Consider the following 25,245-nt stretch of genomic DNA (forward strand, 5'->3'; position numbering starts at 1 on the left):
AGCTTCCTTGTTCATTTAATCTATAAAAGGAAACATTAATTTCTCATTTTCACTTAAATACATATTCTCCTTCGTGATGATCACGGAGCCTGTATCTATTATCCGTTCCACTTTCTCACCCTCAACAGCTTCAATCGCCGTCTTCACAGCTAAGTACCCCATATTAAAAGGCTTCTGCATTACCGTGCCAAGCAAGATCCCTTTTTCGAGGAGCTTCACCTCATTGCTAGAATTGTCGAACCCAAATAATTTCACTTTGTCCTGAAATCCCATATCCATAATCGCCTGCCCAGCACCTAGTGTAGAAGGTTCATTAAGACCTATTATCCCCTTTAGATTTGGCTCGTCCTTTAGTAAATCAACAGTTAACTGGTACGCTTTTCGCACGGAACCATCACTGTATAATGTAGGCTGCACATCATGAACTCCATTCTCTAAAAGGGCATCACGAGCCCCTCTTTCCCTCTCTATTGCGGTGGCAGAGCCTTGTACAAAGTTAACGATAGCGACTTTATCCTCTGGATCGATATATTTTCTTAACTCCTGCCCTGCCTTACGTCCTGCTTCATAATTATCTGTAGCAATAAAACTCTCTGATACACCACCGCTCAAGCCCGAATCTACAGTAATAAGTGTAATGCCAGCTGATTTGATCTTTTCCGCGATTGGAATGAGGCGATAATAATCTGTAGCAGATAAAATAATGGCGTCAGGCTTCTCCTTAATTGCTTGCTCCAGCAGTTCTATCTGTTGATCTACATCAAGCTCTGTATCCGTTCCAACCGTGCGAACCTCTGCGTCGAACTCCTTAGCCGCTGTTGCCACACCTTGTTTCATCACTTCCCAGAATTCAATACTGCTATCGATAGTCTTGGGCACATAAATAATGGTCCTAACCTTTGCGTCAAGCTCATTTGTAAACATACGATAGGCTAATGAACCCAAAGTAACAATGAAGAGCAGCAGCAGAGTATACAGGCCAATTTTTGACCGTAAAGCGCTCATTGACTCTCCTCCTCATAAATCACAGGTATTCGTAAAGTGGCCGTCGTTCCTTCCTCCATCTCGCTTGCAAAAGACAAACCGTATTTCACACCGAAATACAGCTGGATACGATGGTTCACATTCGCGACACCTACACCGCTGCCAGTCTTGAAATCTGATTTTTGCAGCAGTACCTTACCCATTTGCTCTTCATCCATCCCAATACCGTCATCAATGACCTGTACGATAATATCGTTCTGTTCTTGTCTTGCTCGGATCAGAATGTGCCCTTGCTCAGGATTATGTTTTATGCCGTGATAGATCGCATTTTCAACCAAAGGCTGAAGTACCATTTTTAAAATGCTGCAGGTTAGGATATCTTCTTGTACCTCTATGGAATAAGTGAATTTATTACGATAACGCATGTTCTGAATCGTTAAATAGTGCCGAATATGCTCTAATTCTTTGGCCAGCGGAATCAATTCCTCACCCTCACCAATTGTTGAACGAAGCAGCTTGGATAGAGATGAAGTCATCTCAACCACTTCCTCCATCTTTCCTGTCTCTGCCATCCAAATAATCGAATCAAGTGTATTGTACAAAAAGTGAGGTTTAATCTGCGCTTGCAGTGCCTTCAGTTCACTCACACGTTTCATCTCTTGCTCCAGAACGATCTGTCCCATTAACTCTTTAATCTTCATCATCATGAGATTAAACGTACGAGCAAGCTTGCCGATTTCATTCGTGCTCTCAATCTCCACGCGTATGTCGAACTCTCCACGTTCCGCTTTTTTCATATTCAGCTCCAAATTCTTCAGCGGTTTGGTCAGTGCGTAAGAGAGAAATATCGATATAGCCATAGCAAAAATCAAACTAATTGCTCCCCATAAGGCGGCGGTTCCTTGCATACGTTGCTTGTTCGCGACCAAATCATCCGGATAAGTGACTCCAACTATTTTCCAGCCAAAGCTGGTAGTGTCCACAGTGTACAGTTTCTGATCATTCCCCGTGTTAACCGTAACAGATCCACTCTTGATCCCAAGGACCGTCTCTAATTGTTCGAACTTGAGCTGGGAGTAGATCAACTGCTGTTGTGGATGATAGACAAGGCTACCTGCGGGATCGACGATAAAAACATAACCTCGTTTTCCCAGTTCGATTTGTTTACATAGATTATTAATTACACTGTAATTGAGATCTACGAGCAGTACACCTTGTTGATCCGCTTCCGTCATAGCATTCGCATTCGAGAGTTTTCGGCTGATCGAGACTACCCACCGGTATTCATCTTGAAAGATGTGCTGCACATGAGAGGAAGAAACTGCAACGTCAAGTTGATTCATAGCTTTTTGATACCAATCTTGAGCTATTAGTTCAGGAAGCGGTTTCATAACAGCATGCTGTCGATCCGAAACGGTCATGCCATCTGAGCCTGCATATAATATAGAGGAAATATCCGAGCGGGACTGAACGACTGACCGGAGATAATGACTGGCAAGCAGTTTATTCTTAAGCGCCTCTTCTTCATCTAATTTCGAGCCTTTTATATATTTCTCTAAATCACTGCTAGTTAACACCAGAGCAGCTATGCTCTCCATATTACCAATGTAATTCTCGATATTTAGTTTTACTTGTTCTATTAATTGTGAAGTATAGGCTACAGAATTGCCCTTGACCGCGGCTGAGGACAGGCGATAGGAAGTATAACTCAGGACAATAGTTGTGCAGAGGATAAGAAGTGAAAAGGAGATTGCAATATTAGTATGAATACTTCGGCTGCGGAAAAAGCGCTGTGATCTCATAGAGAGAGATTCTCCTTCTGCCGGTGTCGATATTCCTTCGGTGTGCTTCCTACATTACGTTTGAAAATAACACTAAAATACTGTGGATCAGCATAACCAACTCTGGCAGCGATATCATATGTCTTCAACTGTGTGACCGTAAGGAGTTCTTTTGCTTTTTCCAAACGGAGTCGAGTCAGATACTCTATAAATGTTTCACCGGTATGCTGTTTAAAAGTTGCACTGAAATAACTGATGCTCATAAAAATATGGCTGCACAGCTCATTGAGTGAAAAGCTGTCATTACAATAATTCTCGCGAATATAAGCTTCTGCGGCTTGCATCTGAGAAGTCCGAACCGTTGTTCTCTGTTCCGATAGTTTAAGTATCAGCGCATGGCAAGTCCTCTCCAGATAATGCCTTGCTTCATCTAACGTCTTAAGCGTAGCAACCTCTGCAAACATATTATGCGAAACAACTACTGTATTTGGGAAGCCGATGTCGACCACATAGTTCATCAAAGAAACCAGCAGCTGATAGATGCTGCTACGGCAGCCTTCTATAGAGGAGGTATTACTTTTAAGCTCCTGAAACCACTTCAACAGAATTTCCGATACAGCAGAAGCTTTACCTGTCTTTAAAGCGGATATAAATTGCTTTTCCCATGAGGTGAAATGCGCCTGATCCAATCCCTTCCCAAACTCAAGATCCTGTATGGAGATAACTTTATCTATGCCTAAAAGGTAACGATATTCTATGGAGGAGATCGCTTCTTGGAAGGATTGTGGAATTTGTTGCAAAGTATTATATTTTCTACCGATGCCTATGGTGGATGACAGCTTCAAATATTTATTTAAGCTACCCTGGACTTGCTCTGCAAGATGCTGCGTTGCTACTTCTACCGTCTCTAAATTGCCGGATAATATCGCAGCGATTTTTCCATCTCTCGTCTGGAATACCACTCCCTCTTGCTCTTTCTCCAGCTGCTCTTGAACAATGTTAAAGGCACCGAAACGCAGTAGCTCTGCATCAAAAGCTAGGTCCTGGCTTCGTTTCTCCAGTTCTATATCTATAACGAGCGCAAGGTACACTTGACCCTGCAACGGAATATGAAAATAACTCAATTTATTCTCGATTTCTTCGCTTTTCATTCGAGTAGTTACCAGCTGCTCCAAGAATCGTTCCCGCAGCAATGGAAGACTCTGATTAAGTTGCATACGAAGCTTAACTAAATTCGCTTTTTGTAGATGCTCTTCATCTAAATCCTGCTTCATCTTACTTAGAAATTCAGCAAACTCACGTGCATTAATCGGTTTTAATAAGTACTCAGTCACCTTCAGTGTTATGGCCTGCTTCGCATATTCGAAGTCTTCATATCCAGTGACGATAATGACCTTCATATCCCGGTACCTATCCATCACAGCTCTGGCCAATCCCAGTCCATCCATAAAAGGCATACAAATATCAGTAATAATTACGTCAGGACGATGCTGCTCGATTGCTTCCAGTGCATCTCTGCCATTATCAAAATCACCAACCAGCTCAAACCCATATTTACTCCATGAGATCTTATGTTTGATCCCTTCACGAACCTCATCTTCATCATCAACCAGAATTATCTTATACATCCAACACCTCCACAACTTTGAACTTATCAGCATAAGCATAATAGAGGCCGCCTGCGGGAGGCAACCTCTATTATTAAACTCTATTCGTATAGTAGAGGTTTGATCTCATCGGAATCCATATTGTTTTTATCATACCAGTGGAACCCCGTGTCGATGTTCTTTTCAACCGCTTCCCCTTTAATCGCTTGCACAGCTGCCTTCACAGCTTGATAGCCAATACCAATGGGGTCTTGTGTAACAGCACCAGCCACAACACCACTGCGGATAGCATCCATCAACTGCTTGCCAGAGTCAAAGCCGACGACTACGATCTTACCATTCATTTGCAATTCATTTACTGCATTAGCCACACCTACAGCAGAGCCTTCATTAGAGCCATAGATTCCTTTCAGATCCGGATTTGCCTGCATCATCGCTTTCGCAAGGTCTGTGGACTTTAACTGATCTCCACCCCCATATTGCGGCTCTAACACTTGAATATCCGGATATTTTTCTTTCATTTGTTCTAAGAAGCCATCGCGACGCTGTTGCCCCGTGCTGCTTGTTTGGTCATGTATGACAAGACCCACTTTACCTTTCTTGCCAATCAGTTCAGCCATTTTATCTGCGGCCAACGCCGCTGCTGCTTTATTGTTAGTCGCTGCCGTTGCTACAGGGATATCACTGTCTACACCAGAGTCAAAGCCGATGACCGGAATCTTATTTTCCTTTGCCTTTTCTAGATAAGGAATCGCAGCTTTGCTGTCCAGTGCGGCAAGCGCAATTGCAGCTGGCTTCTTGTCGAGAGCGGTCTGCAGCATCTCAATTTGTTTATCCACCTGACTCTCATTTTCTGGACCTTCAAAGGTAATCTCAACATCAAATTCCTTAGCAGCTTTCTCCGCTCCTTGCTTTACCGCTTGCCAGAATTGATGCTGGAACCCTTTTGATATGACTGGAATGTATGGTTTGTCTGAACCGGATGCACTTTTGTTACTATCATTGTTGTTACATGCACTCAGCAAAGTAGTGACTAACAATAGACTGACAAGCATAATAAACCCTCTACGACGCAGTTTCATTTGAATCTTCCCCCTCGTCATTTGCTTTGTATATCACTCCGGATGGAGATCATACCAAGTTTATTGCTTACGGCGGCGTAGAATATCAGCGTAAACCGCAATGATGATTACAACACCGACAATGACCGTCCGCCATTCCTGAGCCACGGACATAATCTGCAAGCCATTCGTCAGCACACTCATAATCAGTGCGCCAATAATCGTGCCTAGAATAGAACCTACACCTCCACTTAAGGAAGTTCCGCCAATGACCACTGCCGCAATAGCCTCTAGTTCATAGCCAGTGCCCAGTGATGGCTGAGCTGAATTCAAACGTGATGCCATCAGAATACCTGCGATTCCACTAAAAATCCCTGTAATGGAATAGATAATAATCTTCCATTTGACTGTGTTCACACCTGATAAGCGAGTAGCTTCTTCATTACTGCCAAGCGCGAAGTTGTAACGCCCAATAATCGTCTTAGACAAGATTATGCTTGCGATCATACCGAGTAATAAGAAGATAACGATGGTGTTGGGTATACCGGGGATCATTTTACCCATGGCGATCTTGGCGAAGATCGGATCATCGTTGAAATAAATAGGTTTGGCTCCGGTGATGACAAGCGACAAGCCTTTGGTGACCATCATAATCGCCAGAGTGGCGATGAAGGGTGGAATGTTCATCTTCGCCACCATCAAACCGCTGATAAAGCCGCACAGTGCTCCAGCCAGAATCCCACCTACAATGCCTAACGGGACGGGCAGACCCCAGAAGGTAATAATGACTCCAACCATAACAGATGAGAATGTCATTACAGTACCCAGAGCAAGGTCGATGCCGCCCGTAATAATAACAAAGGTAGCTCCAAGCGCTAATACTCCGATTACAGCTGTAGAAACTAGAATTCCGACAAGATTTGAGAATTGAAAAAAGTTGCTGGAGGATAAAGAGAATACGATGACCAATATGATCAGACTGGCAAATGCCAATATTTTTTGTTTGAATCCGGATTGCCCTCCCGATTGCTTCATACCCGCTGGCTGACTAATCTCTTTATCCGCGATCTTCATAGTCCTGACACCTCCGGTTAACTCTTGAACAGTTATGAACGTTTCGTCGCATATTTCATAATCGCCTCCTGCGATGCTTCTTCTGCGGGGAGTTCTCCTGTTATACGCCCTTCACACATAATGATAATCCGGTGGCTCATTCTTAGAATCTCAGGAAGATCTGAAGAAATGATAATGATCGCCTTCCCTTGACTCGCAAGCTGATCCAGCAGCTTATAAATTTCACTTTTCGCGCCTACATCAATACCTCGTGTAGGCTCATCGAAGATGAGTACATCACAGTCTCTAGTCAACCACTTGCCGATGACCACTTTCTGCTGATTACCTCCGGACAGAAACTTAACCTTTTGATCTACACTTGGAGTTTTGGTGGCTAGCGCTTCAACATGCTGCTCCGCTGAGCTTCGCATCTCCCGCTCCTTCATCCAGCCAAATGAATTACGGAATTTATAAAAGGAGGCAATCGCATTATTCATGCTGATATCCATATCCACAAGCAATCCGAAACGTTTGCGGTCTTCGGACAAATACCCAATACCATGCTGTACCGCTTGATGTGGCTGACGTATCCGAACCGATTTTCCATGGAGCATAATTTCACCCTCATCGATGGGATCGGCACCGAATACGGCACGTACAACCTCGGTACGTCCAGCTCCCATTAAACCAGCGAAGCCCAAAATCTCACCTTTATACAGATGAAAGCTAATATCCTTGAACGCATGCCCTCTAGAAAGCTTCCGAACTTCTAAGACAACTTGCTGAGTCTGTTTCGCAATCGTTGGTTTCGACGTTTGATATAATTCACGTCCAACCATCATGCTGATGATCTGATCAATCGTTATTGAATCGGTACGAACGGTATCTACATAACAACCATCACGCATAACTGTAATGCGGTCTGTAATTCGCTTCAATTCATCCATGCGGTGAGAGATATAAATAATTCCCACACCTTTATCTCGTAGCTGCTCAATCATTCGAAATAACTCGTTAATTTCTGTATCTGTTAACGCGGCGGTTGGTTCATCCATGATCAATACCTCGGCTTGGAAAGACAAGGCTTTAGCGATTTCAACCATTTGCTGATTAGCAACGGTCAGGTCTGATACCAAAACTCTGGGATCCAGCTTCAGATTCATTTGATCAAACAGTACCTGAACTTTTCGGTTCATCTCCACATCATCAACGAACCATTTCAGACCTTTTCGCGGCTCTCGTCCAATGTAAATGTTCTGGGCGACCGTAAGATGAGGCATTAAATTCAATTCCTGATGGATGATACTAATTCCAAGCTCCTGTGCTTCACGGGTATTAACAATCTCCACTTCATTTCCCTTGTACCACATTTGACCAGCATCCTTGGAATAGACACCTGTCGCAATCTTCATAAGGGTAGACTTGCCAGCGCCATTTTCTCCTACTAACGCATGAACTTCCCCACGCTTCAGCTCAAATTGACATTCATTCAAAGCATGAACACCTGGGAAAAACTTGTTGATTCCCTCCATACGAAGCAACACTTCGTTCATTTTGATATCCACCTCAAATTCTTTGAGAATGCCTTAACCCTTAAAGTGATCGCTTTCAATCCGGAATGTAAAATCATTGTATTCCCTATAAGTTGCCATTGTAATGGAATAATCTCCGTAAAAAAGTTTAAAATTTTATGTTTTACATACAAAAAAAGCTGAACCGAGAGCACCTCAGTTCAGCACAAATGTTATACCCTAAAAATCACATGTCAGCGAACCCTCCTAAAGGCTTGCGCCATTTCCAGCCACCAATGTGAAGGTCTTAGGAATTCCCTTATCATACACGTCGGAGGATAGATTAGGTTCTTCAACTAATTGGCGGATCACTAGTCCGCTATTAGCTGCTGCGGTTACAATTTCTCCGAGTGTCCAGCGGCGCCAATACACAACACTATGCTCTTGTTCACCTGCTGGTTTACCTGTGGAAGGCAAATACTTGGAATAGGATACCTTCTTCTCTTCCAATGATGAGTCAAAATAATCTCCGTTTACTTTGTGTTTGCGTACCTTCGCAGTAGATCCCTTCGAGGAAATAAGCTTGGTCGTTACCGGATGAAAATCGCGGAGTACAAATACGCCTCCAGGAGAAAGCAATCGGCGAGCTGTTTCCATGAATAGTGTAAGGTTGGTAAAGTAATGAACAATTCCTAACTCTGCAAAGACGATGTCATATGAACCATCAAGGACGTCTTCTGGCAGCTTAAGAATATCTGAGACGATATAGGTTAGTGGTACCCCTGCTTCTTGGGCAAGATCAGCCGCATATCGCGCATTGGCTTCCGAGAAGTCAGCAACCGTTACTTCCGCACCTAGTAATGAGAGTGCCACGGCCTTCATCCCGTTTGAGCCCATTAAATTCATCATTTTCTTCCCCTTCACCTCTCCAAAAAAAGAAAGGAGCGGGTGAAGCTTTGCACTTGGTTCCTTTATTAATTTTGCAGCTGCTTCTGACGGTGTACCAAACCGAGTTACCCAAGCGGTATAAGTATCTTCGTTCCAAAGCTCTTCGCTTGTTGGCACAGCGTTTTTTTCTGCCTGATTATTTGAATATTGATTCTGCTCTTCCATCCATTGCTACCCCTTTATGTGTAAAATATCTGTTATGAAGCATTCTGAATGGCATCAGCCATCCGGATAGTTTTCCTTCTTTCCGCGTACAAATATACTGCGAGGCCAATCATAACGAGCAGCCCACCTGCCCATTGTAAGGTTGTTAGCTGTTCACCCAAGAGTAAATACGCTAAGATACTGGCACCCACTGGTTCTCCTAAAATGTTCATTGAAACCGTAGTCGCGGATACATATTGTAGTAACCAATTAAACAAAATATGGCCAAACACCGTTGGCACCACTGCTAACAATACAAAGATTCCCCATTCCTTGTCCGGATAATTAAAAAAGGAAATCCCCATGAACAGATTGTATACGGCAAACACGCCAGCGGCTGATAAGAAGACAATCAAGCTATATAAGTAAGAGGGCATACGCACCACTAGCTTTTGACCGATCAGCATATGTACAGCTACCGCGACAGTGCCTCCGACCGATAATAGATCACCTTTTAGATTATCTGCAGAGATTCCAATATCACCCCAGCCGATAAACACGACACCGCCAATCGCAATGCCAAGCCCTAGAATAGCGGACAGAGCTGTCTTTTCCTTATACAAAAAATAAACACCCAGCATAATGAATACAGGCTCCAGCGCCATGATCATTGTTGAACTAGCTACCGAAGTATACTTTAATGATCCCATCCATAGCAAAAAGTGCAGCGCAAGCATTGCGCCTGAGAGGATGAGCATTAGCCAGTCTTTTTTACGAAGAGCAAAAGCAGCTCCACTATAGGGTCTTGCAAAAGGCAGCATCAGCAGTGAGGTAAATAATAATCTGTACATGCCTTGTATAGATGCAGGTGCATCAGACCATTTAATAAAAATGGCGGAAAAAGAGATGGCCACAATCCCTATCAACATTAATAGTGGAATCGGAAGTGGCGGTTTTTTAAGTTTCACATGTTACGCGTCCTTTCAATATCTTAAGTCACTTATGTTAATTTAACGCAGACCGTGAAAAAATGCATCTATTTTCATAAGATTTCACTAAAAAAAGCACAAGCAATGTCATTTCTGACGAAAGCTCATGCTTCTTAAAAGGCTACGGCTTCAGAACAACCTTGATGCAATCCTCTTTTTTCTCACTAAAAACGTCATAGCCATGCTCCGCTTTACTAATTGGAAGGCGATGCGTAATGATATCTGTAGGATCAAATTTATTTTCTTTAATCATCTTATACAGCAACGGCATATAGTGAATCACCGGCGCTTGTCCCATCTTTAATGAAATGTTCCGTTCAAATAGCTGACCCAGCGGGAACATATTGTAATTAAGTCCATAGACTCCTACAAGCTGGATGGTTCCGAATTTACGTACGATATCTGCGGCCATTCTGAATGCACTGAGCGAGCCTCCTTGCAGCTTCAGAACCGTTTCCACTTTCTCCAAGGCAGATATTTTGGCATCTAGACCCACACAGTCAATAACCACATCTGCGCCCCCACGAGTGATCTCCTTCAAATGAGCCTCAATGTCCTTGATCTCTTCGAAATTATAAACTTCAACATTATTGGTCAGCTTCGCATGCTGCAGACGATAGCCAATATGATCAACCGCAATGACTCTTGAGGCACCTTTGATCCAGGCAAACTTCTGAGTAAGCAGTCCAACAGGACCGCAGCCGAGAACAATGACTGTATCCCCTGGCTTCACTCCGCCGCTTTCTACTCCCCACCAAGCAGTAGGCACAATATCAGATATGAAAAGAATTTTCTCATCTTCCATTTCTGCATCCTCCGGAACTACAAAAGGGCCAAAGTTACCATAAGGTACCCGTAGCAATTCAGCTTGTCCGCCTGCAAAACCGCCATAAGTATCGGAATAACCAAGATAACCGCCTGTGTCCTTGGCGTCATTAGCATTGTCGCATTGGCTCTCCATCTCATGCTGGCAGAAAAAACACTGCCCACAGGCGACATTAAAGGGGATGATGACTCGGTCACCTTTTTTGACTTTAGTTACGTCAGGACCCACTTCCTCAACAATCCCCATCGGCTCATGACCAATAACATAATCATCATGCATACCTGGTATTTCCCCGTTATAAATGTGCAGATCCGAGCCACAAATCGCCGTAGTGGTAATCCGAACAAGGATGTCATCTTTTTTCTCAAGCGTCGGATCAGCTACTTCTTTAACTTTCACTTTTTTCTTCCCTTGGTAGGTTAGTGCTTTCATGCTGTTAATCCGCTCCTTTGGAGATGGTCTAGAGATATAATTTTCATGCCTTTCTATGTTATATCCCTAAGTCCTACCCTCTTATCCATGAAGAAGCGGGGAATACATCATTAGTGCGTAATTATCAGTTACAGCTTCATCTCCAATTAGATCTCCAGAGCGTGTATATACTTTTCGACTGATCTTGTTACTGCGTATATATCCGCCCCAAGGCTCTAGACTAATCCTATGATCACTTTCGTATACTTCATAATCATAAAGCGCCTGCTCATTGCATCTCCACTCCCCGTGTAAATGGCTATCGTCCAGCCAGAGCTTTAGTTGATACGTTTGAGCGGTGTTATTTTTTAATTGAAGATCCAAATAGTTATAAGAACAGGTCGCCCCGCTTCCAAAAGGTTGTGTACGTTGTTCATCTGGAAATACATCATAACTGTGACGATGTCGTTCCATAACGGTAAGTGGCGTATGCAGTGCCATCCAATAGATCAGATTAGACAACTGGCATAAGCCTCCTCCAACCCCGGAATGAAAACCACCATAATGCAGCACCATACCCTCCAGATACCCTTTTCGCTTAGTGGGCTTACCAATACTTCTCCAGTAGGAAAAAGTCTCCCCCGGCTGCACAACAAGTCCATCCAGCTTCGCAATTGCCAGCCGTAAGTTAGTTATTTTATTGTATTGAAGCACCATATCTACATTCCGAAGACTTCTTAATAACGGGGTAGCATGAGTCATAGCTGCATAAGTTAAAGTTTCATCCGTACGCTGCTTCGCTATTTTGCTTCGTCCAGTGCACCATTTCAAATATCTTTTCCAAATAAAATATCGTTTGCCAGCAAACAATCTAAGGCGAGAACGCTGAATAGGCTTCATGGCAGCCTGGGGTGTATTCATCTAGAACTGAACCTCGCTTTCAGCTCGTAACTGGGCGAATCTACCTCCAATTATCGCATTATGATGCTTAACGATCTCCCTACTACTCAGAACCCCATTATCAAAGGTGCTATGAGCGTCTGAGACCAGTACACTTTTATATCCCATGCTGTATGCGCGTCTTATCGTCGTATCCAGACAGAATTCACTTTGCATCCCACAGATCACCAGATTCGTAATCCCGAGCTTCTGGAGTTCATCTTGCAGTTCCGTTCGGTGAAAAGCATCCCAAGTAGGCTTCTCAACGATAACTTCGCCTTCCTGCGGTGTGATGCGGTGACTGATCTGCCAAGTGGGTGTACCTTTTGTATACTCCTCATCTTCGGTATGTTGAATATACACAATAGGAGTACCTGCTAATCGAGCTTTTTGCTGAAGGGAGACAATCCTGTCCATCACACCCTCTTCATCGTACAGCTTTAGATCATAGGAGAACATGGCTTCTTGAACATCGATAATTAATAATGCTGTTGATTGTTCCAAATGAATAACCTCCAAGAGCTTTTTTTAAAATCATACCAGAAACTGGGACAGACTATCTACCTACTAGAAGTTACAAATGTTAAAACTAAAAACCGAGTATCTGTAAGCAGATACCCGGACGATTTCATCAAACATTTATTTGCCACGCTTATTATGCCAGATCAATGCATGCAGCTGTGGAAGTACACGAACCTTGTTCATACCCGAATCCACGATTACTTTATTAAACAACCACTCCAGCCTTCCCAGAAGCCGAGCAGAAATGTTGCCCTCTTCCGTGACATCATCATTACCAGGCTGCAGAAAGAGCTGCACATTCGGATATCGCTGGTGAACGTTTTTCGCATAATCAAAATCATTATCATCAAACACTACGACCTTCAAGCTATGCGTAGAACGACCCAGTTTCTCCATCTTACTCATGATGTTATCTAGCATTTCCCAATTCGTTGTCATTCCTGAGCTTGGGGGTTTAGGACTAATTGTCAGCACATCCACGTCATTGAACCAATCCTGCCATTTACTCCCCTGAGTTTCTATCGCTGCTTTTATTCCACGCTCATGAAGCAGATTGATGAAGGTACCCATTCCTTCACCAATCAAGGCAGGATTACCGCCTGAAATCGTAACACAGTCGAAATTATCTCCAGCTAACGCCAATAATTCATTTATGATTTCCTCTGCTTCCATCATGCGAACCTTATTCTTAGCCGTACCATCCCAAGTAAAAGCGGAGTCACACCAGCCGCAGCGATAATCGCAGCCATAGGTGCGGACAAACATCGTCTTCACTCCAATTACCGCACCTTCGCCTTGAATAGTTGGACCGAACATTTCAATTACAGGAATCTTACTCACAGTCACAGCCTCCATACAAACGGTAGGATGGCCCTTCATCCGGAACATCTTCAGCCAGCACCTCTGCCCAAGAGGTTGGAGTCTCCCATAGCTTTACCGAGTACAAAGGCAACCCTGCTTGCTTAAGCTTGTAGGCAATATATGAAGACATATTCTCTACTGTGGTGCGGAAAGACAACAAGGCTACTTTGGAGCCCGTATTCGTTAACGTCTCTAACACAGGTTCATTTCCCATGGCAAGAAAAGCGTGATCTAAACGATCTACAAGGCTTTGTTGTACTGTCATTTTGATATCGCTGAAATCAATGACGAAGCCTTCATCCGAGTGGCCTTCCGCGGCCATAGGTTTGCCCTTAAGCACTACTTCGAGCTTATAAGTATGTCCGTGCAGGTTGCTGCATTTCCCTTTGTGTCCCACTAACTGGTGTGCCGCATCGAACGTAAATATTTTGCAGACTGAAACCTCGTTAAGCATTAAGAACCGGCCTCCATTCTCTCCGCCTCATATTGCTCAAGACCACGCTGACGCAATAGACAGGCTGGACAAGTACCGCAGCCACTGCCAATAATACCGTTGTAACAGGTCAGTGTGTGTTCGCGAACATAATCAAAATACCCAAGTTCATCGGCCATTTTCCACGTTTCTTTTTTATCCAGCCACATTAGGGGAGTGTGGATCGCAAACTCATAGTCCATAGATAAGTTCAGCGTAACATTCAATGATTTCACAAAAACATCACGGCAGTCCGGATAACCGCTAAAGTCCGTTTGGCAAACCCCAGTGACGATATGGGAGTACCCCAGTTGTTTAGCTAATATTGCGGCAAAAGATAAAAACAACAAATTCCGTCCATCAACGAAAGTACTTGGAAGCTCATCTCCTTCACCAGCCACGATATCTATATCCTGACGGGTAAGTGCATTGGGTGCCAGCTGATTGAGCAGCCCCAGATCAAGAATATGCTGTTTTACATTAAACTTAGCTGCTATCTCTGTTGCAACTTCGATTTCAGCCGCATGACGTTGATTATAGTTGAAAGTAACTACCTGCACTTCCTCATACTGCTGCAATGCCCAAACCAGGCAAGTGGTGCTATCTTGTCCGCCGCTGAATACGACGAGTGCTTTTTTGTTCATATGAATCTCTCCTTATCACAAGTTGGAATTTAGCGGTTGTCCACTTTTTCTGGATAGAGGTCGTGATTGATTAAGCGGTGTTCCGCCATCGCCTCATACTTCGTACCCGGTCTTCCATAGTTGCAATAAGGATCAATTGAAATGCCTCCGCGCGGAGTGAACTTGCCCCATACCTCAATGTAACGCGGATCCATCAGTGAGATCAGATCATTCATAATAATGTTGACACAGTCCTCATGGAAATCACCATGGTTGCGGAAGCTAAACAGATACAGCTTTAATGATTTGGATTCCACCATTTTTTGTTCAGGAATATACGAAATATACAGCGTGGCAAAATCCGGCTGACCCGTTACAGGACACAAGCTAGTGAACTCAGGGCAGTTGAATTTAACAAAATAATCACGCCCGGGATGTTTGTTATCAAACACCTCCAGAATGTCTGGATCATAACCAAACTTGTACTGTGTTCCCTGATTACCAAGCAAAGTAACTTCTTGCATTTCCTCTTTCAATCTTCCTTCTGACACGACAAAAAACCCCTCTCTTTTCCTTCGGCCTTGGCCGGTAATGGAAAGAAGAACGAGATTTCGAAAACTTGGCTCCACTAAGAAGAAACGGAAGCAACGTCCGGATAAAGGACAGCAACCGCTTGTACTGTTTAATATATTCTTAGTTTTTTATAGAGGGAGTTCGCGAACCTCTCCTGCACAACTTTAGCGCAGACTTCTTCTTAAAGCATATTGCGTCTTGAACTATACCATGGGTAGCCCGCTCCTGACAAGTTCTACTCTTTACTGTTACCTTATATAGATCAGCAAATAACTCCAGATTAACGTGGATAGACCTGCGTATGTAGAGATTAGGAAGCTCAAAAACCACGGCAATTTGATCGCGGATTTCTTTTTAATTACATGAACTATTCATATGGTTAATTAAGATGTGGCAAAAAAAAGGATTCAAATCCTAAGAAAGGGGTAACTTATTCATAATAATCTTCGAGCTAAGGGTGGGAGCATTTTATGGAACAAAGTATACAGCAGCTTATGGATTGGCTTAACAATCATTTGAATGAAACAATCGCTATTGAAAAGAAAGAACTTCGTGATTTGGATAAAGTTCATTTCAATTTAGAGTCCGTAGATTTCCGGAGTGCAGATGACGTAATTGATGAATATCTTGGAAGTGCACTGATATTAAGAGGTTTCGGCAGCACACTTAACGCCGATGGTGAACTGGTATCCCTGCCACAATCCACTTATGATTTAGCTGTTGAAGGTCTTCAAATCGTAGACTTAGCCGACCGCAAGGCAGAAATAACTACGGACAGAGCTAATTACACCCTTTCAGTAGATTAAACGAACATGATTATGATAAGCAAAAAGAGCCCACAGCGATCTGCGGGCTCTTTTTGCTTATCATTTATTCTTCTCCAATGATCTCCACTTCAGTTTCAAGCTCTACACCGAATTTATCCTTCACAGTCGCTCTTACATGGTGGATTAGCCCGATGTAATCACTGGCTGTTGCATTATCTGCATTCACAATAAATCCCGCATGCTTCTTGGATACCTCAGCACCGCCGATTCTTGTACCCTGTAAGCCGCTCTCTTGAATTAACTGTCCTGCAAAACGGCCTGGAGGCCGCTTAAATACACTCCCACAGGATGGATACTCAAGCGGTTGCTTCGATTCACGTAAATATGTTAGTTCATCCATTTTTGCCTTGATCGTTAAAACATCACCGGAAGTCATAGCAAATTTGGCCTCAAGTACAATATACTCACCGCTTGCGAATACACTTTTTCTGTATCCCCATTGCAGCTCATCTCCTTGCAGAGTTACCAATTGCCCGTTCTTATTTATAGCTAGTGCACTATGCAGGACATCTTTGATCTCACCGCCATAAGCACCTGCGTTCATATAGAGCGCTCCACCAACTGTTCCTGGAATGCCACAGGCGAACTCAAGACCCGTAAGCTCCTTATCAAGCGCATATCTGGAAACATCAATTATTTTGGCACCACATTGCGCATATAAGAGATTGTCGCGAATTCCCATTTCGGTCAGTCCTGCCGTTTGCAGAACGATTCCACGTACCCCTCCATCACGGATAATCACATTGGAGCCATTCCCAAGTACCGTAAGGGTTATCCCATTTTGTTCTGCATATGTAACAATCTTTTGAATTTCATCATAAGTAGCTGGTGCAGCCAAAATATCAGCTTTTCCGCCCATTTTAGTGTACACGTGATCTTTTAAATTCTCATGACTTTTCACTTTTCCTGCAGTCATTAGCTGCTCTAGGTCATCTTGAATTTTGTCAATATTCATGTTTTCATGCTCCTTTAACCATGTATAAATGATGGTCCTTGATCTATTTTAAAGAGTTATTATGAAATTGTAGGCAACCACAACTGTAACAACGAACAGGCTCCCTTGTCAATGACGGGAGCCTGTTCGTTGTATGATTTTAGATGATAATTACACAGCTTTATAGGCAGCAAGCTCGTAAGGAAGACACAGTGGCACACCCGTACGTGGATCCGGAACGATATCCGCTTCAATTCCAAACACTTCCCGCAATACATCTGGTGTCATAACCTCAGTAGGTGAGCCTTCGCTAACTACAGTACCGGACTTAATCGCTACCATATGCTGCGCATAACGAGTAGCATGATTCAAATCATGCACGACCATGATAATGGTACGGCCTTCTTCCTCATTCAGCTTTTGCAAAAGTTGAAGAACTTCGAGCTGATGCGCCATATCTAGAAACGTTGTAGGCTCGTCAAGGAATAAAATATCTGTTTCTTGAGCCAACGCCATAGCGATCCAAGCGCGTTGACGTTGTCCACCAGAGAGACGGTCAATAGGGCGATCATGAAAAGATTCCATGCCCGTAACAGAGATGGCGTTGGAGATGATGTTGCGATCCTCTGCGGTCATCGTGCCAAATCCCTTTTGATGAGGGAAACGACCGTAGCTGACCAGCTCAGATACCGTCAGACCGTCAGGAGCCGTTGGGTTCTGCGGTAGAATCGCTAGCTGACGAGCAACCTCTTTAGTTGAAAAGTTATGGATCGATTTGCCGTCCAGCATTACGGTGCCACTCTTCGGCTTCATAATCCGGGCCATCGTTTTGAGGATTGTAGATTTACCGGAGCCGTTAGCGCCCACTAGTGCGGTGATTTTCCCCGTAGGGATAGACAAGTTCAATCCCTTAACTATAGTAGCCTCAGCATACCCAATACTTAATTCTTCTGTATTCAAACGTTCTGACATGATCTACAACTCCCTTAAAAGTTTTATGGAGCTATGCTCCTAAGTATGAACTAATTTACGCTTTCGACTTGGCGAGTAAATATAAAAAGTAAGGTGCGCCAATAATCGCAACCACAATGCCAGTCGGAACTTCCGCAGGTTGCAGCACCCATCTGCCGATGGTATCAGCGGTAATCATAAGAAGCGCCCCTGTCAAAGCACTAGCAGGTAATAACACCTGATGGCGGGGTCCCACGAGCCTGCGAGCCAGGTGTGGTGCTATCAGGCCGACGAAGCCAATACCTCCACTTACCGCGACGCAGGAGCCGGCAAGCGCTACGGCTGTTACCAGAAGGAGAATACGTTCCTTCTCCACACGCATTCCTAGACCTAATGAAGTATGGTCCCCTAGATTCAATACATTTAGAACCCGGGCTTTATAGAAGGCGAACGGTAACAGAATCGCGATCCAAGGCAGCAAAGCAAGGACGAATCTCCAATCCCCACCCCATATTTTCCCGGCGATCCAAGTAGCTACAAATTGATAATTATTAGGATCAAGCCTAAGTGCCAATACAAGCTGGCAAGCATTGATTCCTGCAGCGACCGCAATCCCGATAAGGATCAGCCTTGTAGGAGACAGACCATCTGCCTTCCGGTAGGCAAGAATATAGATTAAAGCTGCGGTCAGGCCAGCCCCACCAAGTGCTAGGAGAGGCAAGACAAATACCGGAGCTGCTGTTGTAGCCGGAAAAAACGAGATAAAAATGATTACCGCAAAACCTGCACCAGCACTTATGCCCAGCGTAGCCGGTTCAGCGAGTGCATTACGTGCGAGACTTTGTAGAATACAGCCCGATACTGCAAAGCCCGCTCCAACTAACAATGAAATTACGATGCGGGGTAATCTGAAATCAAATAAAATAAGCTTTTGCTGATGTGTTCCATCACCCATGAGTGTATGTAATACCTCTAGTGGGGATAGACGCATAAACCCTGTATTCATACTGACTATAAACACAACGACGATCAGTATAGCAAGGAGTGATAACACCGTTAGGGCGCGTGTGCGGCGTTCTTTTTCATCTGGAGTAAGGGTTAATTTGGGCATTACAGCTCCCCCTTCCGCTTACTCGCTAAATAAATAAAGAACGGTACGCCGATGATGGCAATTAAAGCTCCTAGCGGTGTCTCATACGGTGCATTTATCATTCTTGCGGCAATATCTGCAAAGATAATCAATAAGCTCCCTAGAACTGCGGAGCAAGGGATAATCCAGCGGTAGTCCACTCCAACGAAATAACGAGTAACATGTGGAATAATTAGTCCTATAAAAGCAATCGGGCCAACCGTTGAAACCGCACTTCCAGCTAAGATAACCACAACAATCATACATGCCAATTGAACTAACCTTGTCCGCTGCCCCAGACCAACCGCTACTTCTCTTCCTAAGCTGAGCAATGTGACGGATCGTGATAACATCATCGCTGCAATTAAGGCTACGGCCACCCAAGGGAATATAATCTTGATCTGAGTCCAGCTAGCTCCCCCCATCCCACCAGCTAACCAGAAGGCTATGTCCTGAGATAAGTTGAAAAGAATAGCTACTCCCTGACTAATAGCAACCAATAAAGCACTAACTGCCGAACCTGCTAATATCAATCGCAAGGGGGTCAGGCCATTAAAAGAAAGCGAACCGATTCCGAATACGATAAAAGAGGCCACAGCGGCACCGATAAAGCAATACAACATTAGTGATGTGAATGAGAGTGAGGGTGCAAAAGCAAATACTATGGCCAGCGCTACCCCTGCTCCTGCATTCAAACCTAACAGCCCTGAATCCGCAAGCGGGTTTCTTGTCATCCCCTGCATGATAGCCCCTGCTACTGCGAAGCAAGCACCGACTAAGGCGCCAGCAATAGCACGTGGAAATCGCAGTTCTCTAATCACCTGATGTTTTTGTAAATCTGGATTGAAATGAAATATAGCTTCCCATACCGTAGCTAACTTGATATCTGCCGCACCCACTGAGACCGAAAGTGCCAATCCGAAGGCAATAGCAGCAAGTCCAAAAATAAGAATACCAATGGCAGCTGCCGGTCGGGTATGTAGAGCTTTTTTGGGTTCATTTTTAATACGATTTGCGAAATCTGAGGGTGAAACCATGAGTCGTCTCCTTATTCAATAGTTACAATGGTTTATATGATAACAACAATCATTCTCATTATCGCAAAAATATTTATGTTGTACAATTGCAGGAACGATTTTTCCGTACTATGGGATTGGTTTATAAAAAAATGGTGCAGATCTTTGTATCCCGAGATACTTGATCTGCACGCCCTTCCCCACCGAAATGATCAGTCTCATTCATGGTGAATTACGACTTTTATTTCACAAGACTTTTTAGCACATCGTCAATGATTTTGCTGCCAGCGTTCGCCCCACTGTAAAGCCAGCTGCTTGTTGAGCTCATTTCATGCACATTTCCAGCTTTTACAGCTGGGATGCCCTTCCAGATTGCACTATCTAGGATCTCCGAACCTTCAGTCTTATCACTATTTACAAGGAAAATATGATCTGCGGTCAGCTCAGAAAGCTTCTCTAGTGAGATCGGATTCCAAGTTGCTCTTGTTCCTACTGGGATCTCTGTTACTAAGTTAGGCAGCGTTACGCCAAGGTCTGTATATAATACAGCTCCACTGCTGCGGGTTTCGTCTACAATATAGAAGTTTTTTTGCACCAACCATAAAATAGCCGCGGACTCTTGTCCAATAGCTCCTGCAAGCTGTTCTTTCGCAGCCGCTGCTTTAACATCATAATCTTTAATGGCTTTTTCTGCTTCAGGGGTTTTGTTCAAAATCTCACCCATCTTGAGCAACGATTTGCGCCAATCTTGATTTAGTTCATCCCCAATTACATAAGTGGGTGCAATCTTATTCAACTGATCGTAAACCCCGTTCTGAACAGAAGACTCCGATGGGATGATAATAAGATCCGGAGCAAAGCTGGTTACAGCCTCTAACGGAAGGTCGTAACTAATTGTAGGAACATCCTTCAATTCAGTGGCCAGATAATCCTGAACGCCATTTGTAACTGACCATTGAGCTACTGGAGTTACACCCAGAGTTACCAAAGAGTCTTCCAAATATGAACCCAGAACGCGCTGTGGATTAGCCGGAATCGTTACTTTATGACCCATTGCATCTGTTAACGTCTTAGGTGCAGCAGGTGCCTCTGTAGATTCTGCTGTAGGCGCTGTTGTAGGCGCTGTTCCTGCATTTGATGAGCTTTCAGCATTATTATTACCACAAGCGGAAAGTATTAGCGTCATCACTATTAGTCCGCTCATCGTCACTTTCATGCTTCCTGATCTTTTTCTGTTAAGCCAAAACATTAAAAACCCTCCTATATGTAACTGCTTTGATATTCAAAGGTGACCTTTACCTCTGCTTCACTTTTAAATGATATTGATTCTCATTCTCTGTGTCAACATATAAATTTCAAATTCTGTGGATTTGCAACAATTTCCTTCATATAAAATACAAAAGAGGTTATATTCCGAACGTTCCGGATATAACCTCATCTTTAATCTTCTACTTATTTATTTAAATGATACGGGACAGTCGCTACTACAACGTCCTTTTGATTCATTAGATACGAGCGGATTAAAAAGCTGGTCTGATTATGAAGCACGGCTTGCCACCAATGTTTGGTAATAAACTGTGGAATCAGAATCGTGATGTGATCCGTCGCAGCGGTCTTCCACTCTACCGTATCGATAAACTTCACTAACGGACGAATGATACTACGATATCTGGAACGAAGAACAATCAGGCGTACACCTGGATTCCATTCCTCCCACCGTTGCTCCATCTTATGAATGTCTTCTTCATCAAAGCCTACATACACAGCAACAACATTATCTGTTAGAGACTTCGCATAGCTGATGGAATGTAATACAGCACGTGTAACCCCTGCAACAGGAACAACTACAGTACTTCCTTTAATTACAGGTTTATCAGTAGCCGGACATATACGCAGTTGATCCGCAGTGTTCAAATAATGCTTATGAATACGGTGGAACACGAACATTACAGCAGGTAAGAAAATGAATGCCATCCATACGCTCGAGAATTTAGTAATGATAAATATAAGCGTAATCGTCAATGTAGTCAGCATACCGATGGTATTTACTACAAATCTTTTCACCCATCCAGCGGGTCTTGTTTTGATCCAATGCACCATCATCCCCAGTTGGGATAAGGTAAAAGGAATGAACACGCCAACCGCATATAATGGAATCAAACCTTCCGTATTCCCATGGAATGCAGTCACAAGTATGATAGACATAACTCCTAGAAAAATAATGCCGTTTGAGAAGCCCAGGCGGTCACCACGGACCATAAATGCATGTGGCAGATATTTATCTTTTGCAAACATAAAGGCGAGCAGCGGAAACGCTGAATATGCTGTATTAGCTGCCAAGAACAAAATCACTGCTGTAATCCCTTGAATGAAAAAGTACAATCCGCCACGGCCAAAGGTCGATTCAGCGATCTGAGAGACAACCGTAGCCTTTTCATCTGGCACAATCCCATACCAATACGCCAGCACAGTGATTCCGGTAAACATAAAGCCAAGGATAAGTCCCATGATCATTAGCGTCTTGGCTGCATTTTTCTCAGCCGGTGCCTTAAAGTTTGGGATCGCATTAGATACGGCCTCAACCCCCGTTAGGGCTGAACAACCAGAGCTAAACGCTTTTAATAGTAGAAACAAACTTACATTAGATACGGCGCTTCCTATTTCAGGAACATTCGCATGAGCGCCACCCATTGCATATTTAACGATACCGGAGATAATCAGAACAACAATCGAAACCACAAACAAATACACTGGAATTGCGATAAATGAAGCCGATTCAGTCACTCCGCGAAGATTAATGATTGTTAATAGAACGATAACAGATACAGCGATGAGAACAGTATGATTATGAAGACTTGGAAAAGCCGATGTGATCGCATCCGTCCCTGCCGAGGCACTAACCGCTACGGTAAGAATGTAATCCACCAATAATGAACCCCCAGCGAGCAGCCCTGTCGGAATACCAAGATTATTCTTGGCTACGATATAAGCTCCGCCTCCTTGCGGATAAGCAAAAATCGTCTGCCGATAGGATAAAATCAGGATGGCCAGCAGGCCCAATACGGCTAATGCAATTGGCAGGGAGTACCAGATGGCAGTAAACCCGGCAGCCACCAGTACAATCAGAATTTGTTCCGTTCCGTAGGCTACAGACGAGAGCGCATCAGAAGACAGGACAGCCAGTGCTTTAACCTTGGATAACTTTTCATGATCGAGTTCATTCGACTTCATCGGACGTCCGATCAATAGTCGTTTTACCTTGCTTACCATGGTGGATACAGTTCCTTTCTTTGGGAGCTGAAACGGAATTTCCGTGCGCTGTTTTCATCGGTGGATTTCATAAATGCAGACACAAAAATAAGCATACGGAAATGATCCGCATGCTTATGCATGGTCATTTTCCCACCTTGCTTACGAGGTTAGCTGGCGGATTCGGGCTGTGGTTATAGCCCTACGGTAGAGGTCTGTTCGACCCGGTTCCGATTCACCCCATTGGCATGAATGCCAAGTTTGGTTCCCCCGTTTTTCCTAAGAAAATTCAGCGCATATTCAACTTCTCACAAGGTCTAATATTAGTCTACAAAGTGCCTACAGTAAAGCGTTGAAAAAAATGAAAAAAGAATGAAAAAACATCCAATAAGCTCAAATATAGCGTCTTATTGGATGCTCTCTTTCATTATCTTCAATTATCCCTCTAGCCCGTGATTTTAATACCTTTTCAGCTTTTTTGTACCTTCCAAAGTAAAAACTAAAATCCTAAGCTCTCCTCAGCATCTACTTCAATCACTTCTTCTTCCCTACGTCCATACCAAAGAAGGAGACTTATTAGAGCAAACGCTATTAAAGCTAACAAAGGAATCGTTATAAATCCGAAGTAGTTCAAGTAATCTTTATTACAAGGAACACCAACTGTACAAGGTAGAACTTTACTTAACGCTGGAATCTTCTGTTCCGCATAATGATAGATTGAGATACTGCCACCAATCAAACTTAATGGAAGCACATAAGGAATGATGCGCTTATCTCCACGGAAAGTGGCAATTCCCAACAAAAATAACTGCGGATACATAAAAATCCGCTGAAACCAGCAAAGCTTACAAGGTTCATACTTCAAGACTTCACTTAAATACAAGCTACCAGCTACAGCAACCAAAGAGACGAACCAGGCCAGATAGAGGCAGTTACGCTTGCAAAAAGATAGGAATTTTGTCACTTTGCCTCCACTGCTTTTGCGGCGGTGTTAATTTCAGATGTAATCGCTTCAATATCGAAAGGTTCAGCCGTTTTTACTCCATTAATGTAGAGCGAAGGCGTAGTTGTCACGCCTGCGTCAGTTGCCAACTGAATGTCTTTCTTCAGCTCATTTACATAAGTTTTCTCTTGGATGTCTTTACGCAACAGATCGTAATCGATCGCTAATTTCTCTTTTTCAGCAAGGCTTACCAAGAAATCCTCAGTGGCCCATTCCACGCTCTCATCCCCTTGCTGCGCATACACAGCATCATAGAACTTCCAGAATTCATCCTTATTCTGATGGTATACAGACAATGCAGCTAGTGAAGCTGTCTCAGAGTCAGGACCAACGAAAGCCATATTTACAAAGTAAAGAGCTGCTTTTCCCTCGTTGACAAAATCTTGAACAATTTTCGGTTTCATGGAGCCAGCAAATTGGGAACAAGCTGGACATTTGAAATCACCAAATTCAACAAGCTTAACAGGTGCATCCTCATTACCAATCCTAGGTAGCTCACTGTAATTGAATTCTACCGGTTCTCCTGTAGAGACATTCTTTGCTGCATCTTTCGAAGCTAACATAAACAATCCAACAAAAATGATAACTACTACAGCTATTGAACTAATAACTAAAATTCTCGTTTTCTGCTTCTGTTGCTCCTGTTCTACCCGTCGTTTCTCTTGTTTGCTCAACTGGGGAACATTTGGACTTTTTTTAGGTTTACTCAAGGAGAATTCCTTTCTGTCCTCTAGGGACTAATGTAGTTTTTATCATATACATTTAAAATTATATAATTATTAATCTCTTTTTGGCAAACAGTATGGTCAAAAAAAACAGCGTGACTCCAAA

Annotated in this window: 24 protein-coding genes and 2 riboswitches; of the genes, 1 reads left to right on the forward strand and 23 read right to left on the reverse strand. The window is 43.5% G+C overall.

Annotated elements, in window-relative coordinates; translation table 11 throughout:
* Positions 1-15 precede the first annotated feature (15 nt).
* The 15 genes from MHH46_RS16955 to queF form a co-directional block, all read right to left on the reverse strand.
* Positions 16-1,005 (reverse strand): substrate-binding domain-containing protein, encoded by a 990-nt coding sequence (locus tag MHH46_RS16955; RefSeq protein WP_076126673.1) that lies wholly within the window; start codon positions 1,003-1,005, stop codon positions 16-18.
* Positions 1,002-2,786, reverse strand: a complete 1,785-nt coding sequence (locus tag MHH46_RS16960) for a sensor histidine kinase (protein WP_076126675.1) — start codon at positions 2,784-2,786, stop codon at positions 1,002-1,004. The genes MHH46_RS16955 and MHH46_RS16960 overlap by 4 nt, the downstream gene beginning before the upstream one ends.
* Entirely contained in the window at positions 2,783-4,393 is a 1,611-nt protein-coding gene (locus tag MHH46_RS16965; RefSeq protein WP_076126677.1) for a response regulator, read from the reverse strand. Before MHH46_RS16965 ends, MHH46_RS16960 begins: the two co-directional genes overlap by 4 nt.
* 80 nt (positions 4,394-4,473) lie before the next feature.
* Positions 4,474-5,454 (reverse strand): ABC transporter substrate-binding protein, encoded by a 981-nt coding sequence (locus tag MHH46_RS16970; protein WP_076126678.1) that lies wholly within the window; start codon positions 5,452-5,454, stop codon positions 4,474-4,476.
* Positions 5,455-5,514: 60 nt separating this feature from the next.
* Positions 5,515-6,507 (reverse strand): ABC transporter permease, encoded by a 993-nt coding sequence (locus tag MHH46_RS16975; RefSeq protein WP_076126680.1) that lies wholly within the window; start codon positions 6,505-6,507, stop codon positions 5,515-5,517.
* Positions 6,508-6,539: 32 nt separating this feature from the next.
* Positions 6,540-8,039: a sugar ABC transporter ATP-binding protein gene (locus MHH46_RS16980; protein ID WP_076126682.1), complete on the reverse strand. Its 1,500-nt coding sequence runs from the start codon at positions 8,037-8,039 to the stop codon at positions 6,540-6,542.
* Positions 8,040-8,264: 225 nt separating this feature from the next.
* Positions 8,265-9,110 carry a class I SAM-dependent methyltransferase gene (locus tag MHH46_RS16985; protein WP_076126683.1) on the reverse strand — a complete coding sequence of 282 codons (846 nt, stop codon included), beginning with the start codon at positions 9,108-9,110 and terminating at the stop codon, positions 8,265-8,267.
* A 32-nt stretch (positions 9,111-9,142) separates the two neighbouring features.
* Entirely contained in the window at positions 9,143-10,057 is a 915-nt protein-coding gene (locus MHH46_RS16990; RefSeq protein ID WP_179086258.1) for a DMT family transporter, read from the reverse strand.
* A gap of 142 nt (positions 10,058-10,199) precedes the next feature.
* Positions 10,200-11,336 carry a zinc-dependent alcohol dehydrogenase gene (locus tag MHH46_RS16995; RefSeq protein ID WP_076190235.1) on the reverse strand — a complete coding sequence of 379 codons (1,137 nt, stop codon included), beginning with the start codon at positions 11,334-11,336 and terminating at the stop codon, positions 10,200-10,202.
* Between the two features lie 81 nt (positions 11,337-11,417).
* On the reverse strand, positions 11,418-12,236 hold the full coding sequence (locus MHH46_RS17000; protein ID WP_076190234.1) for a VanW family protein: 819 nt from the start codon (positions 12,234-12,236) through the stop codon (positions 11,418-11,420).
* On the reverse strand, positions 12,237-12,758 hold the full coding sequence (locus tag MHH46_RS17005; protein WP_076190233.1) for a cysteine hydrolase family protein: 522 nt from the start codon (positions 12,756-12,758) through the stop codon (positions 12,237-12,239). It lies immediately after the preceding gene.
* 135 nt (positions 12,759-12,893) lie between these two features.
* On the reverse strand, positions 12,894-13,616 hold the full coding sequence (queE, locus tag MHH46_RS17010) for a 7-carboxy-7-deazaguanine synthase QueE (RefSeq protein WP_076190232.1): 723 nt from the start codon (positions 13,614-13,616) through the stop codon (positions 12,894-12,896).
* Positions 13,609-14,091: a 6-carboxytetrahydropterin synthase gene (locus tag MHH46_RS17015; protein WP_036687544.1), complete on the reverse strand. Its 483-nt coding sequence runs from the start codon at positions 14,089-14,091 to the stop codon at positions 13,609-13,611. Before MHH46_RS17015 ends, queE begins: the two co-directional genes overlap by 8 nt.
* Positions 14,091-14,753 carry a 7-cyano-7-deazaguanine synthase QueC gene (queC, locus tag MHH46_RS17020; RefSeq protein ID WP_076138738.1) on the reverse strand — a complete coding sequence of 221 codons (663 nt, stop codon included), beginning with the start codon at positions 14,751-14,753 and terminating at the stop codon, positions 14,091-14,093. Before queC ends, MHH46_RS17015 begins: the two co-directional genes overlap by 1 nt.
* A gap of 29 nt (positions 14,754-14,782) precedes the next feature.
* Positions 14,783-15,256 carry a preQ(1) synthase gene (queF, locus tag MHH46_RS17025; protein WP_036687775.1) on the reverse strand — a complete coding sequence of 158 codons (474 nt, stop codon included), beginning with the start codon at positions 15,254-15,256 and terminating at the stop codon, positions 14,783-14,785.
* 163 nt (positions 15,257-15,419) lie between these two features.
* Positions 15,420-15,463: riboswitch (PreQ1 riboswitch) on the reverse strand.
* Between the two features lie 312 nt (positions 15,464-15,775).
* On the opposite strand from queF, the gene MHH46_RS17030 reads away from it, so the two are divergent.
* The gene (locus MHH46_RS17030) at positions 15,776-16,111 is read left to right on the forward strand and encodes a hypothetical protein (RefSeq protein WP_036687547.1); all 336 of its coding nucleotides are present in this window, start codon (positions 15,776-15,778) and stop codon (positions 16,109-16,111) included.
* Positions 16,112-16,175: 64 nt separating this feature from the next.
* Here MHH46_RS17030 and murB read toward each other — a convergent pair whose 3' ends face one another.
* The 8 genes from murB to MHH46_RS17070 form a co-directional block, all read right to left on the reverse strand.
* Positions 16,176-17,087 carry a UDP-N-acetylmuramate dehydrogenase gene (murB, locus tag MHH46_RS17035; RefSeq protein WP_036687548.1) on the reverse strand — a complete coding sequence of 304 codons (912 nt, stop codon included), beginning with the start codon at positions 17,085-17,087 and terminating at the stop codon, positions 16,176-16,178.
* Positions 17,088-17,237: 150 nt separating this feature from the next.
* Positions 17,238-18,038, reverse strand: coding sequence for an ABC transporter ATP-binding protein (locus MHH46_RS17040; RefSeq protein WP_036687549.1), 801 nt, complete (start codon positions 18,036-18,038; stop codon positions 17,238-17,240).
* Positions 18,039-18,093: 55 nt separating this feature from the next.
* Complete coding sequence (locus MHH46_RS17045) at positions 18,094-19,128, reverse strand: iron ABC transporter permease (RefSeq protein WP_076126695.1); 1,035 nt, start codon at positions 19,126-19,128, stop codon at positions 18,094-18,096.
* Positions 19,128-20,183 (reverse strand): iron ABC transporter permease, encoded by a 1,056-nt coding sequence (locus tag MHH46_RS17050; RefSeq protein WP_076126697.1) that lies wholly within the window; start codon positions 20,181-20,183, stop codon positions 19,128-19,130. Before MHH46_RS17050 ends, MHH46_RS17045 begins: the two co-directional genes overlap by 1 nt.
* A 220-nt stretch (positions 20,184-20,403) precedes the next feature.
* A complete protein-coding gene (locus MHH46_RS17055) occupies positions 20,404-21,411 on the reverse strand; it encodes an iron-hydroxamate ABC transporter substrate-binding protein (RefSeq protein ID WP_081387755.1) in 1,008 nt (335 codons plus the stop codon).
* Positions 21,412-21,614: 203 nt separating this feature from the next.
* A complete protein-coding gene (locus tag MHH46_RS17060) occupies positions 21,615-23,432 on the reverse strand; it encodes an APC family permease (protein ID WP_076190231.1) in 1,818 nt (605 codons plus the stop codon).
* 124 nt (positions 23,433-23,556) lie between these two features.
* Positions 23,557-23,716, reverse strand: a riboswitch (cyclic di-AMP (ydaO/yuaA leader).
* A gap of 194 nt (positions 23,717-23,910) precedes the next feature.
* Positions 23,911-24,375, reverse strand: coding sequence for a disulfide oxidoreductase (locus MHH46_RS17065; protein WP_076126701.1), 465 nt, complete (start codon positions 24,373-24,375; stop codon positions 23,911-23,913).
* Complete coding sequence (locus tag MHH46_RS17070; protein ID WP_076190444.1) at positions 24,372-25,088, reverse strand: DsbA family protein; 717 nt, start codon at positions 25,086-25,088, stop codon at positions 24,372-24,374. The genes MHH46_RS17065 and MHH46_RS17070 overlap by 4 nt, the downstream gene beginning before the upstream one ends.
* Positions 25,089-25,245: the final 157 nt, after the last annotated feature.

Origin of the sequence: Paenibacillus sp. FSL H8-0175 (assembly GCF_045040615.1) — a bacterium.
Lineage (GTDB): Bacteria > Bacillota > Bacilli > Paenibacillales > Paenibacillaceae > Paenibacillus_AQ > Paenibacillus_AQ odorifer.